10 protein-coding genes are annotated in these 12,110 nt (G+C 65.1%); 4 read left to right on the forward strand and 6 right to left on the reverse strand.

The window, feature by feature from the left end:
- Window positions 1-34 precede the first annotated feature (34 nt).
- The 4 genes from WMW70_RS03145 (at window position 35) to WMW70_RS03160 (ending at window position 4,988) form a co-directional block, all read left to right on the forward strand.
- Entirely contained in the window at window positions 35-2,557 is a 2,523-nt protein-coding gene (locus tag WMW70_RS03145) for a sulfite reductase flavoprotein subunit alpha (RefSeq protein WP_341436048.1), read from the forward strand.
- 93 nt (window positions 2,558-2,650) lie between these two features.
- Window positions 2,651-3,394: a 5-oxoprolinase subunit PxpA gene (locus tag WMW70_RS03150; protein ID WP_341436049.1), complete on the forward strand. Its 744-nt coding sequence runs from the start codon at window positions 2,651-2,653 to the stop codon at window positions 3,392-3,394.
- Window positions 3,391-4,068: a 5-oxoprolinase subunit PxpB gene (gene pxpB / locus WMW70_RS03155; RefSeq protein WP_341436050.1), complete on the forward strand. Its 678-nt coding sequence runs from the start codon at window positions 3,391-3,393 to the stop codon at window positions 4,066-4,068. Before WMW70_RS03150 ends, pxpB begins: the two co-directional genes overlap by 4 nt.
- Entirely contained in the window at window positions 4,065-4,988 is a 924-nt protein-coding gene (locus tag WMW70_RS03160; RefSeq protein WP_341436051.1) for a 5-oxoprolinase subunit C family protein, read from the forward strand. The genes pxpB and WMW70_RS03160 overlap by 4 nt, the downstream gene beginning before the upstream one ends.
- Window positions 4,989-5,076: 88 nt before the next feature.
- Here the strand turns inward: WMW70_RS03160 and WMW70_RS03165 are convergent, their stop codons facing one another.
- The 6 genes from WMW70_RS03165 to WMW70_RS03190 all read right to left on the reverse strand — a co-directional run bounded on the left by WMW70_RS03165 (window position 5,077) and on the right by WMW70_RS03190 (window position 12,001).
- The gene (locus WMW70_RS03165; protein WP_341436052.1) at window positions 5,077-6,048 is read right to left on the reverse strand and encodes a peptide ABC transporter ATP-binding protein; all 972 of its coding nucleotides are present in this window, start codon (window positions 6,046-6,048) and stop codon (window positions 5,077-5,079) included.
- Window positions 6,048-7,022, reverse strand: a complete 975-nt coding sequence (locus tag WMW70_RS03170) for an ABC transporter ATP-binding protein (protein WP_341436053.1) — start codon at window positions 7,020-7,022, stop codon at window positions 6,048-6,050. The genes WMW70_RS03165 and WMW70_RS03170 overlap by 1 nt, the downstream gene beginning before the upstream one ends.
- 147 nt (window positions 7,023-7,169) lie before the next feature.
- Window positions 7,170-8,069 carry an ABC transporter permease subunit gene (locus tag WMW70_RS03175; RefSeq protein ID WP_341436054.1) on the reverse strand — a complete coding sequence of 300 codons (900 nt, stop codon included), beginning with the start codon at window positions 8,067-8,069 and terminating at the stop codon, window positions 7,170-7,172.
- 132 nt (window positions 8,070-8,201) lie between these two features.
- Window positions 8,202-9,212: an ABC transporter permease subunit gene (locus tag WMW70_RS03180; protein WP_341436055.1), complete on the reverse strand. Its 1,011-nt coding sequence runs from the start codon at window positions 9,210-9,212 to the stop codon at window positions 8,202-8,204.
- Window positions 9,213-9,465: 253 nt separating this feature from the next.
- Window positions 9,466-11,064: an ABC transporter substrate-binding protein gene (locus WMW70_RS03185; protein WP_341436056.1), complete on the reverse strand. Its 1,599-nt coding sequence runs from the start codon at window positions 11,062-11,064 to the stop codon at window positions 9,466-9,468.
- Window positions 11,065-11,287: 223 nt separating this feature from the next.
- Window positions 11,288-12,001, reverse strand: a complete 714-nt coding sequence (locus WMW70_RS03190) for an SIMPL domain-containing protein (RefSeq protein ID WP_341436057.1) — start codon at window positions 11,999-12,001, stop codon at window positions 11,288-11,290.
- Window positions 12,002-12,110 lie beyond the last annotated feature (109 nt).

The following is a 12,110-nucleotide window of genomic DNA, read 5'->3' on the forward strand; positions in this document are numbered from 1 at the left end:
CGAGCCCAGGTCGGGCAGTGACTGAGTCGGAAAAATGCTGAAGAAAGTCCTCTTCCAACTGCACTGGCTGCTCGGTATCAGCGCGGGTATGGTGCTGGCGCTGATGGGCCTGACCGGCGCGGCTTATTCGTTTCAGGACGAATTGTTGCGCGCGCTCAATCCCGAGGTGTTGCAGGTCGCCGTGCAGGACGGCGGCGTGCTGTCGCCTGACGTGCTGGTGCCGCGTATCGAGGCGGCCAGCCAGCAGCGGGTGGTGCGTCTGAACATCGAGGCGGCGGCCGACCGCGCCGGGCGGGCGATGTTCGCCCCGCCGGCGGGCGAGCGCCGCGGCGAGGCGCGCTATTTCGATCCTTATAGCGGCGAGCTGCTCGGTGAGGCGCGTGGCCAGGGCTTTTTCGACCTGATGCTGGAGCTGCACCGCTTTCTTGCCATGGGCGAGTACGGCAAGCAGATCACCGCCGCCAGCACCCTGGCGCTGATCTTCTTCTGCCTCTCTGGCCTCTACCTGCGCTGGCCGCGCCAGGCCTTGAACTGGCGCGCCTGGCTGGCTCTGGACTGGGCCAAGCGCGGTCGCGCCTTCAACTGGGATCTGCATGCGGTGGCCGGTACCTGGTGCCTGGCGTTCTATCTGTGCGCGGCGCTGACCGGGCTGTACTGGTCCTACGACTGGTACCGCGAAGGGCTGATCGCGCTGCTCAGCAGCGAGCCTGCTGGCGAGCCGCGCAAGCGCGGCGGCCGGCCGCCTGCCGGGGCCGTACCCGTGGTGAATTACCCTGCGCTCTGGGCCGGTCTGCAGCAGGCCGCCGGGCCGCAGCTGAGCGGTTACAGCCTGCGCCTGCCGGCTGCGCCCGGTCAGCCGGCCACGGTGTTCTATATGCGTGACGACGCGCCCCACGAGCGCGCCTTCAACCAGCTCAGCCTGGATGGGCAAAGCGGCGCGGTGAAACAGCACAAGCGCTACCGCGAGCAGGCCTTTGGCGATCAACTGCTGACCAGCAACTATGCCCTGCATGTGGGCAGCTACTTCGGTCTGCCCGGGCGCATCCTGATGTTCCTGGCCAGCCTGAGCATGCCGCTGTTCGCCATCACCGGCTGGTTGCTGTACCTCGATCGCCGGCGCAAGAAGCGCGCGCTGCTGCAGGCCCGTGGCGCGTTGCGGCCGCATACAGAACCGGGCAATGGCTGGCTGATAGGCTTTGCCAGCCAGAGCGGTTTTGCCGAACAGCTGGCCTGGCAAACCGCCGGGCAGCTGCAGGCCGCCGGCCTGGCCGTCAGCGTGCAGCCCTTGGCCAACCTCAACGCGCAGATGCTGCGCCAGGCGCACAACGCGCTATTTGTGCTGAGCACCTTTGGCGATGGCGAGGCCCCGGACAGCGCCCGCGGCTTCGAGCGCAAGCTGCTGGGGCAGGCCCTGGACCTGCCGCAGCTGCGTTACGCCATGCTCGCCCTCGGTGACCGTCAGTATCAGCACTTCTGCGGCTTTGCCTTGCGGGTTCAGGATTGGTTGGCACGGCAGGGCGCGCGCAGCCTGTTCGATGCGGTGCAGGTCGACGCCGCCGATACCGCGGCGCTGGCCAGCTGGCAGCGTCAGCTCGGCGAACTGACCGGTGCCCAGCCGCTGCATCAGGGCGAAACGCCCTATGGCTTGTGGACCCTGACGCGTCGCGAGCTGCTCAACCCCGGCAGCCAGGGTGCGCCAACCTACCTGCTGGCATTGCGTGCCGCACAGCCGACTGACTGGAGTGCCGGCGATATTCTCGAAGTGCCGCCGCGCCACAGCGACGCCACCGTACAGGCCTGGTTGCAGGCCCATGCAGTGGACGGCAGGCAAAGGGTCAGCCTCGATGGCCTGAGCCAGTCACTGCAGCAGGCGCTGCGCGGCAAGCAGTTGCCCGAGCAGTTCAGCCATTTGGTCGGCCTGCATGCACAGGCGCTGCTCGATGCGCTGGTGCCGCTGGCCGCACGCGAATACTCCATCGCCTCCTTGCCCGCCGACGGCGAGCTGGAGCTGATCGTGCGTCAGGAAAGGCATGCCGACGGCTCGCTGGGCCTCGGTTCCGGCTGGTTAACGGACGGTGCGGCACTGCACGGCCCGTTGCTGGCGCGGGTGCGGCGTAATAGCGCCTTCCATGCACAGGAGGATGCGCGGCCGCTGATCCTGATCGGCAATGGCACCGGCCTGGCCGGGCTGCGCAGCCTGCTCAAGGCGCGGATCGTTGCCGGGCATGGGGCTAACTGGCTGCTGTTCGGTGAGCGCAACGCGGCCCATGACTTCTATTGCCAGGCGCAGCTGCAGGGCTGGCTGGCCGCTGGTGATCTGGCGCGGCTGGACCTGGCCTTTTCCCGCGATCAGGCCGCCAGGGTCTATGTGCAGGACCGCCTGCGTGAAGCCGCCGAGCCACTGCGCGAATGGCTGGCCGAGGGGGCGGCGATCTATGTGTGCGGCAGCCTCGAAGGCATGGCCAGCGGGGTGGACCAGGTGCTGCGCGAATTGCTGGGCGAAGCCGCAGTCAATGCGCTGCGCGAAGAGGGCCGCTATCGCCGCGACGTGTATTGAACCCTGCGCCGACCACCCCGCGGCCTGGGCCAAGGTCGCAAAGTGCGCGGTTGCGACTGGTGCCGTTGCGCCTGTGGCTCTAAGCTTGGGGCCATGAAAAGAATCCTGCTGAACTGCGATATGGGCGAAAGCTTCGGCGTCTGGAGCATGGGTGACGATGCCCATGCCATGCCGTTGATCGATCAGGCCAACCTGGCTTGCGGCTTTCATGCCTCCGACCCCATGACCATGCTGCGCACCGTCGAGCTGGCGGTGCAACATGGGGTGAGCATTGGCGCGCATCCGGCCTATCCCGATATGGTCGGTTTCGGTCGTCGGCATATGGCCTGCTCACCCTACGAGGTGACCGCTCTGGTGCTCTACCAGGTCGGCGCGCTGGATGCCTTCTGCCGCGCCGCCGGTACCCGCCTGGCCTACGTCAAACCCCATGGTGCGCTGTACAACGACCTGGTGCGCGACGATGCCCTGTTCTCGGCGGTGCTGGAGGCCTGCGCCAGCTATCGCCAGGGCCTGCCGCTGATGACCCTGGCCCTGACCGACAACGCCCGCGAGCTGCATCTGGCCGATGAAGCCGATGTGCCGCTGCTGTTCGAGGCCTTCGCCGACCGCGCCTATCTGGCCGATGGGCAGCTGGCCCCGCGACGGCTGTCCGGGGCGGTGCATCGCGATCCGCAGCGGATTCTCGAACAGGGCCTGGCGATTGCCCGCGGCGAGCCCTTCGCCGATATCGACGGCAAGCCCTTGCAGCTGCGCGCCGACAGCCTCTGCGTGCATGGCGACAACGCCGACTCACTGGCCGTGCTGCGGCGTTTGCGGGCCATGCTGGACGCCTCGTGATCCGCATCGAACCGGCCGGTGCCGAAGCGCTGCTGCTGGTGCTGGCCGAGCAGCCGGACGCGCACCTGGCGCAGCGTATGGCCCTGCTGGCCGAACGTATCCGTGGCGAACTCGGCCCCTTGCTCACCGATCTGGTGCCCGGCTGGACCAGCCTGTTGCTGCACTACGACCTGACCCGCACCGATCACCTGCAACTGGCCGAGAAGCTCAAGCCGCTGCTGGAGCGTTGGATCGACCAGCCCTTGAGCGAGCGGGCGGGGCGTTTGCATGAAATCCCCATCTGTTACAACGGTGAAGACCTGGCCGAGGTGGCGCGCCTGTGTCGCCTGGATACCCAGCAGGTGATCGAGCTGCATGGCGCGCCCGAGTACCGCGTCGGAGCCATCGGCTTTGCCCCCGGCTTCGCCTATCTGGGCGAGCTGCATCCGCGTCTGCTCTTGCCGCGCCGCGCCACCCCGCGGCTGGCGGTGCCGGCCGGCAGCCTGGCCATCGCCGAGCGGCTGACGGCCATCTACCCGCAGCGTTCGCCCGGCGGCTGGCACCTGCTCGGGCGTTGCCCCTGGACCCTGTTCGATGCCACACGCGAGCCGCCATGTCCTCTGGCTCTGGGCGACCGGGTGCGTTTCCGCGCAATCGACGAGCGCGACTTTATCAGCGAGGGCGGCCAGCCGTGAAAGGCCTGCGAGTATTGAAGCCGGGGGCGCTGAGCCTGCTGCAGGATGGCGGTCGCCACGGCTGGCAGCACCTCGGCGTATCGCCGGCCGGGCCGCAGGATCTGCATGCGGCGGCCTGGGCCAACCGCCTGCTGGACAATCCCTGGGGCACACCGCTGCTGGAAATCGCCCTGGGCGATGTCGAACTGCAGGCCGAGCGCGACACCTGGCTGGCGGTCTGTGGCGCGGAGATGCCGCTAAGCCTGGATGGCCGGGCGCTGCCGCTCTGGTCGCGGTTTCCCGTGCGCGCCGGGGCGTGCCTGCAGCTGGGCTTTGCCCGCAGCGGTCAGCGCGCCTACCTGGCGGTGGCCGGCGGCTTTCGCGCCGTGCCGGTACTGGGCAGCGTCAGCGCCCAGCAACGCGAGGGCCTCGGCGGCCTGGACGGCCAGGGTTCGCCGCTGCAGGCGGGGGATCGGTTGCTGTGCGGCAACCGCCGTGTATTCAGTCACCCGGCCAGCGTGCCCTGGCCCTATCGCCCGGACTACCGCGGCAAGCCCCTGTTGCGGGTGATTACCGGCGGCGATGCGGCGAGTTTCGATGAAGATCAGTTGCAGGGCTTTTTCGCCCAGGCCTGGCAGCTCAGCCCGCATTCCGACCGGATGGGCGCGCGGCTACTGGGCGAGCCGCTGCAGGTGCCGGCGCGGCAGTGGTCCCTGGGCGTCGGCCGCGGGGCCATTCAGGTGCCGCCGGACGGCCAGCCGATCATTCTCCAGGCCGATCACCAGACCATGGGCGGCTACCCGCTGCTGGGCTGGTTGCACCCGCTGGACCAGAGCCGCCTGGCGCAATGCCCGGCGCACCAGGAGGTGCGCTTTACCCCGGTCAGCGTCAGCGATGCCCAGGCCGAGCTGCGTGAGTTTTATCGGTTTTTTCGGCGTTGATACCGTGCTGTTCCCATCGCGGGCATGGCCCGCTCCTACAGCTCAGTGGCGCTCTTGTAGGAGCGGGCCATGCCCGCGATTTTTTGGCTTAGCCGTTGATCGTCTCCGCATGGTGACAAGCCACCTGCCTTGCATCGAGCAGGCGCAGCGCAGGCTGTTCAACCTGGCAGCGTTCGCTGGCATGGGGGCAGCGTTGGTGGAAGGCGCAACCGCTGGGTGGCGACAGCGGGTTGGGCAGCTCGCCGCTGAGCTTGATCTTCGGTTTGCTCGGGTCGGGATGGATGGTCGGTGTCGCCGACAGCAGCGCCTGAGTGTAAGGGTGCAGCGGACGGTTGTAGATCAGCTCGCTGGAGCCCATTTCCACTGGGCGGCCGAGGTACATCACCAGCACATCGTCGGCCACATGGCGTACCACCGAGAGGTTGTGCGAGATAAACACGTAGCCGGTGTTGAACTCTTCCTGCAGGTCCATAAACAGGTTGAGCACCTGGGCCTGGATCGATACGTCCAGCGCCGAGGTCGGCTCATCCGCCACCAGCACCTTGGGTTGCAGCATCATCGCCCGGGCCAGGGCGATGCGCTGGCGCTGGCCGCCGGAGAACATATGCGGGTAGCGCTGGTAATGCTCGGGGCGCAGGCCGACCTGTTGCATCATCGCCTGCACCCGCTCGCGCCGTTCCAGGCGCGACAGGCCGGTGTTGATCAGCAGCGGCTCGCCCAATTGGTCGCCGACCTTCTGCCGCGGATTGAGCGAGGCGTAGGGGTTCTGAAAGACCATCTGCACATCACGGCGCAGCTGCTTGCGCTGGGCCTTGTTGGCACCCGTCACCTCCTGTCCGGCAATCTGCAGCGAGCCCGAGCTGGGCTCCTCGATCAGCGTCAGGGCGCGGGCCAGGGTGGACTTGCCGCAGCCGGACTCGCCGACCACCGCCAGGGTCTTGCCCGCCTGTAATTCAAAGGACACGCCATTCAGCGCCTGCACCTGGGCATTGGGTTGAAACAGGCCGCGGGAGATTTCGTAGTGACGGGTGAGGTCGCGAGCAGTCAGGACGGCGCTCATCAGGCCACCTCCGCAGTCAGGTTGAGCGGGTAGAAGCAGCGCGCTGCGCCACGTTCATGGGCGTCCAGACTCGGCCGTTGTTCACGGCAATGGGGCTGGGCGTAGGGGCAGCGTGGCGACAGCAGGCAGCCCACTGGCCGGTCGTAGCGACCCGGGACGATTCCGGGCAGGGTGGTCAGGCGGCGCTGGCCCTGACTGTGCTCGGGAATCGCCTTGAGCAGCGCTTCGGTGTAGGGGTGGCTGGGCGCGCTGAACAGCTGCGGCACGCTGCCGATCTCCACCGCCTGCCCGGCATACATCACGCAGACCCGTTGCGCGGTTTCCGCGACCACGGCCAGGTCATGGGTGATCAGCACCAGGCCCATGTTCTGTTCGCGTTGCAGGCCCACCAGCAGGTCCATGATCTGCGCCTGAATGGTCACATCCAGCGCCGTGGTCGGTTCGTCGGCGATCAGCAGTTTGGGCTCGGCGGCAATCGCCATGGCAATCGCCACCCGTTGGCTCATGCCGCCGGACAGTTGGTGCGGGTAGGCATTCAGGCGGCTGGCGGCGGCAGGGATCTCCACCCGGTCGAGCAGTTGCAGCGCGCGCTGGCGGGCGGACTGGCCTTTGAGATTCAGGTGCTGGCGCAGTACTTCTTCAATCTGGAAACCCACAGTAAAGCTGGGGTTGAGTGCGGTCATCGGGTCCTGAAAGACCATCGACAGGTCCTTGCCGACGATATGCCGCCGCTGGCGGCCCTTGAGGCGCAGCATGTCGGTGCCGTCGAACTGCAGGCTGTCGGCGGTGACGATGCCGGGCGCGTCGATCAGGCCCATCAACGCCATCATGGTCACCGATTTGCCGGAGCCGGATTCGCCGACAATCGCCAGTACTTCGCCCTTTTCCACGCACAGGTCGAGGCCGTCGACCACCGGAATGGCCGTGGCGTCGCCGAAGCGCACGGACAGGTTCTTGATATCCAGTAAGCTCATGCGGCGGTCTCCGGGCGTGCATTCGGACGCCGGTAGGATGGGTTGAGTCGTGCGATACCCATGCTGTTGGTCGAGCAGCGATGATGGGTATCGCTGTGCTCTACCCATCCTACGAAATGTTCTGCAGGGTGGCTCATGCTCGCCTCCTCACTGCGCATTCTTGAGTTTCGGGTCGAGTGCATCGCGCAGCCCGTCGCCCATCAGATTGATCGCCAGCACGCTGAGCAGAATGGTCAGGCCCGGCAGGCTGACCACCCACCAGGCGCGCTCGATATAGTCGCGCGCCGAGGCCAGCATGGTGCCCCACTCAGGCGTTGGCGGTTGTACGCCGAGACCGAGAAAGCCCAGGGCGGCGGCGTCGAGAATCGCCGAGGAAAAGCTCAGGGTGGCCTGAACGATCAGCGGTGCCATGCAGTTGGGCAGCACGGTGATAAACATCAGCCGTGGCAGGCTGGCACCGGCCAGGCGTGCAGCGGTGACGTAATCGCGGTTCAACTCGCCCATGACGGCGGCGCGGGTCAGGCGCACATAGGACGGCAGCGAGACGATGGCGATGGCGAAGATGGTGTTGATCAGCCCTGGGCCGAGGATGGCGACGATGGCCACCGCCAGCAGCAGCGAGGGCAGGGCCAGCATGATGTCCATCAGGCGCATGATCGACGGGCCGAGCAGGCGCGGAAAGAAACCGGCGACCAGGCCCAGCAGGATGCCGGGGATCAGCGACATCAATACCGAGGCCAGGCCGATCAGCAGCGACAGCCGCGCGCCATGGATCAGCCGCGACAGCAGATCACGACCGACTTCATCGGTGCCCAGCAGAAATTGCAGCTGACCGCCTTCCAGCCAGGCCGGTGGCGTGAGCAGAAACTCGCGGTATTGCTCGCTGGGGTCATGCGGGGCGATCCAGGGCGCAAACAGCGCGCAGATCACCAGCAGGATCATAAACGCCAGCCCGGCGACTGCGCCCTTGTTGTGGGCAAAGGCCTGCCAGAATTCCTTGAGTGGTGAGGGGTAGAACAGGCTCTGGTCGATAGTGGTGGTCGTCATGGGCGAGCCTCCAAAACGGGCCTGCGTAGGGTGGATGACGCTCTTTTCATCCACCGCTTGGGCGTTACGATGGTGGATGGATGAAGCGTCATCCACCCTACGGAAAGATTGCGGCTATGCATGATGTTTTCCTTAGGGCTGATGGCGAATGCGTGGGTTGGCCAGTCCGTAGAGGATGTCCACCACGAAGTTGACCAGGATCACCAGGCAGGCGATCAGCAAAATGCCGTTCTGCACCACCGGGTAGTCACGCGCGCCGATCGACTCGATCAGCCATTTGCCGATACCCGGCCAGGAGAAGATGGTTTCGGTCAGCACCGCGCCCGCCAGCAGCGCGCCGACCTGCAGGCCGAATACCGTGAGCACCGGGATCAGCGCATTGCGCAGGCCATGGACGAACACCACGCGGGCCGGCGACAGGCCCTTGGCGCGGGCGGTACGTACATAGTCCTCGCGCAGTACTTCGAGCATCGCCGAGCGGGTCATCCGCGCGATGACCGCGAGTGGGATGGTGCCGAGCACGATGGCCGGCAGGATCAGGTGACGCAGGGCGTCGACAAAGGCCCCGGGCTCGTCCGCCAGCAGGGTGTCGATCAGCATAAAACCGGTGACCGGCGGGATGTCGTAGAGCAGGTCGATGCGCCCGGACACCGGCGTCCAGCCCAGCCATACCGAGAAGAACATGATCAGCAGCAGACCCCACCAGAAAATCGGCATGGAGTAGCCGGCCAGCGAGATGCCCATCACCCCATGGTCGAACAGCGAGCCACGCTTGAGGGCGGCGATGACGCCGGCGATCAGACCCAGGCTTCCGGCGAACAGCAGGGCGGCCAGGGCCAGTTCGACCGTGGCGGGAAACAGGGTGAGAAACTCGCTCCACACGCTTTCCCGGGTGCGTAGCGATTGCCCCAGATCACCCTGGGCCAGCTGGCCGATATAGTCGAAATACTGGGCATACAGCGGTTTGTTCAGGCCCAGGCGCTCCATGGCCTCGGCATGCATCACCGGGTCGACGCGGCGCTCACCCATCATCACTTCCACCGGGTCGCCGGGGATCATGCGGATCAGCGCAAAGGTCAACAGGGTGACGCCGAAAAAGGTGGGGATCAGTAGCCCCAAACGGCGGGCGATAAAGGACAGCATAGTAATGGGTGCTCCGTGTGCGCCCGGCAGGCCGTTGAAAAACTACCTGCGTTGGCAATACTGCGTTAGAAACAGGCTCGGAATGCTCATTTACAGCAGTAAACTCCGCTTCCTCGCCTGTTTTTGCCTTGTCTTGCCTGCCTCGGCTACGTTTTTCTACGGCCTGCTAACTGCAATGGCCGGGCGCTGTTATGCGGGTGGTGTCCGCTTGGCGGGCCATGAAGGTGGCCGCCAAGCGGAGTGCAGCGCGTGGTTACTTGACGCCGACGCCGTAGAAGGAGTTCAGCGCGAAGGGGCTGATGCGGAAGTCCACGACCTTCTTGCTCATGGGCTGATAGACCGTGGAGTGGGCGATCGGGGTAATCGGCACTTCGCGCTTGAGAATCACCTGAGCCTGCTTGTACAGCTTGGTGCGTTCTGCGGTATCGGTCACCCGCTTGGCAGCCTTCACCAGCTTGTCGTAGTCGGCATCGCACCACTTGGAGAAGTTGTTGCCGTCCACCGCGTCGCAGCCGTAGAGGGTGCCCAGCCAGTTGTCCGGGTCACCGTTGTCGCCGCTCCAGCCGATCAGCATGGCGTCGTGTTCGCCGGCCTTGGCACGCTTGAGGTATTCGCCCCACTCGTAGCTGACGATCTTGGCCTTGATGCCGACCTTGGCCCAGTCGCTTTGCAGCATTTCAGCCATCAGCTTGGCGTTGGGGTTGTAGGGGCGCTGCACCGGCATGGCCCACAGGGTGATCTCGGTGCCTTCCTTGATGCCGGCAGCCTTGAGCAGCTCCTTGGCTTTTTCCGGGTCGTAGGCGGGGTCCTTGATGCTGTCGTCATAGGACCACTGGGTCGGCGGCATGCCGTTGACCGCCAGCTGGCCGGCGCTCTGGTACACCGCGTCGATGATGCCCTGCTTGTTCACCGCCATGTCCAGCGCCTGGCGCACTTCGAGTTTGTCGAACGGCGGGTGGGTGACGTTGTAGGCGATATAGCCGACGTTGAATCCAGCCTGCTCGGGCATGTCCAGATTCGGGTCTTTTTTCAGCGAGTCCAGATCCGCCGGGCGCGGGAACAGGGTGACCTGGCATTCGCCGGCCTTGAGCTTCTGCATGCGCACCGAGGCGTCGGTGTTGATGGCGAAGATCAGGTTGTCGATCTTCACCTCATCGGGTTGCCAGTATTCCTTGTTGCCCTTGAAGCGGATCACCGCGTCCTTCTGGTAGCGGCTGAACACGAATGGGCCGGTACCGATGGGCTTCTGGTTGATATCGGCGGCCTTGCCGGCCTTGAGCAGGCTATCGGCGTATTCGGCGGACTGGATCGAAGCGAAGCTCATCGCCAGGTTCTGGATAAAGGCGGCGTCGACTTCGTTGAGGGTGAACTTGACGGTCATGTCGTCGAGTTTTTCGATCTTGGCGATGTTCGCGTCCATGCCCATGTCGGTGAAGTAGGGGAACTCCGAGGGGTAGGCTTTGCGGAACGGGTGCTCCTTGTCGAGCATGCGCTGGAAGGTGAACAGCACGTCATCTGCGTTGAAGTCGCGGCTCGGCGTGAAGTATGCGGTGGTGTGGAATTTCACCTTGGGGCGCAGATGAAAGGTGTAGCTCAGGCCGTCTTCACTGATGTCCCACTTCTCGGCCAGGCCGGGGATCACTTTGGTGCCGCCACGTTCGAACTGGCTCAGGCGGTTGAATACGGTTTCCGCAGCGGCATCGAAATCGGTGCCGGTGGTGTACAGGCCAGGGTCGAACCCGGCGGGGCTGCCTTCGGAGCAGAACACCAGGTTGCCGGCGGCGCTGGCAAACGGGGTGCTGGCGATCAGCCCAGCGGCGAGTAAAGCCTGGATGACGGCGTTCTTACGCATAGTGACCTCATGGTTATTGTGGTTGTGATCCTGAGGGGCCTCTTTTGGAGACCTTGGGAGAAACTATGCAGGGCGTATGCCGGAGGCAAGGGGCATGTCGCAGAGAGAACAGGAATGACGATGCAGCGGTATGTTGGTGTCGCATATCTATAAAAGTTCGAGAAAAACATGGCAAGACGCCGCTATCGTCGGATAACGGCGCTGCTTCTGTTTGTAGCAGTTTCTACGGCATCTGCACTTCGATCACACCATCGGCGTTGATATTGACCTGGCTGGTGCCGGCTTCGATCTCCGGGGTCACCGCCGCATCCATCATCGCCGCGCCTTTCATGGCTTCCATGCGCATCGGCATTGGCGGCTGGAAACCGCCGCTATTCAGGCTCAGGCTGACCAGCTTGTAGCCGCTGCCGCCGAGGGCTTCAGTCGCAAGCTGGGCGCGAGCCTTGAAGGCCGCCACGGCGTCCTTGAGCAGGGCGTCTTCGTGGGTCTTGCGGGTGTCCGAGGCGATGCTGAAACTCATCCCTCCCATCTTCAGGGTCTGCAGCATTTCACCGGTGAGCTTGGACAGGGCGCTGAAGTCGGCGCTTTCCAGGCGCAGCTCGGCGCGCTCGCGCCAGGCAGTAATTTTCTGGCCCTTGTGGTCGTAGACCGGGTAGCTGTTGCGGCTGCCGGAGGTAACGCTGACGCCTTTGACCTTGCGCGCCTGGGCGATGCCGGCGTTGAGGGTCTTGCTGATCTGCGCGGCGAGGGCGGCCGGGTCGCTGTCCTGGGCTTCGCTGTAGAGGGTGACGTGCATCAGGTCGTGGGCGATTTCCTGATTGACCTCGGCGCGCAGGGAAACCTGGTTGTAGCGGGCTTCTTCGGCCATGGCCGTGGCGCTCAACAGGCTGGTGGCGCTGAGCAGCAGGGCGGTGGCGAGGCGGGACAATGGCAGCATGAGGATTCCTTTATATGTTGGGCGCATGGGGTATGCGCGGCTTTCCAGAGGGTAGACGGTACTATCTGATTAAACGGGTTAAAGCCGGTTCCACTATTTTTCAGGTTGC

Origin of the sequence: Pseudomonas sp. XK-1 (assembly GCF_038069885.1) — a bacterium.
In the GTDB taxonomy this organism is placed as follows: domain Bacteria; phylum Pseudomonadota; class Gammaproteobacteria; order Pseudomonadales; family Pseudomonadaceae; genus Aquipseudomonas.

Excerpts from the sequence above, each read along its gene's own strand:
- WMW70_RS03165 (WP_341436052.1), bottom strand. The coding sequence starts at position 6,048 with ATGAGCGCCGTCCTGACTGCTCGCGACCTCACCCGTCACTACGAAATC.
- WMW70_RS03185 (WP_341436056.1), bottom strand. The coding sequence starts at position 11,064 with ATGCGTAAGAACGCCGTCATCCAGGCTTTACTCGCCGCTGGGCTGATC.
- WMW70_RS03150 (WP_341436049.1), top strand. The coding sequence starts at position 2,651 with ATGAAAAGAATCCTGCTGAACTGCGATATGGGCGAAAGCTTCGGCGTC.
- WMW70_RS03190 (WP_341436057.1), bottom strand. The coding sequence starts at position 12,001 with ATGCTGCCATTGTCCCGCCTCGCCACCGCCCTGCTGCTCAGCGCCACC.
- WMW70_RS03170 (WP_341436053.1), bottom strand. The coding sequence starts at position 7,022 with ATGAGCTTACTGGATATCAAGAACCTGTCCGTGCGCTTCGGCGACGCC.
- WMW70_RS03175 (WP_341436054.1), bottom strand. The coding sequence starts at position 8,069 with ATGACGACCACCACTATCGACCAGAGCCTGTTCTACCCCTCACCACTC.
- WMW70_RS03180 (WP_341436055.1), bottom strand. The coding sequence starts at position 9,212 with ATGCTGTCCTTTATCGCCCGCCGTTTGGGGCTACTGATCCCCACCTTT.
- WMW70_RS03145 (WP_341436048.1), top strand. The coding sequence starts at position 35 with ATGCTGAAGAAAGTCCTCTTCCAACTGCACTGGCTGCTCGGTATCAGC.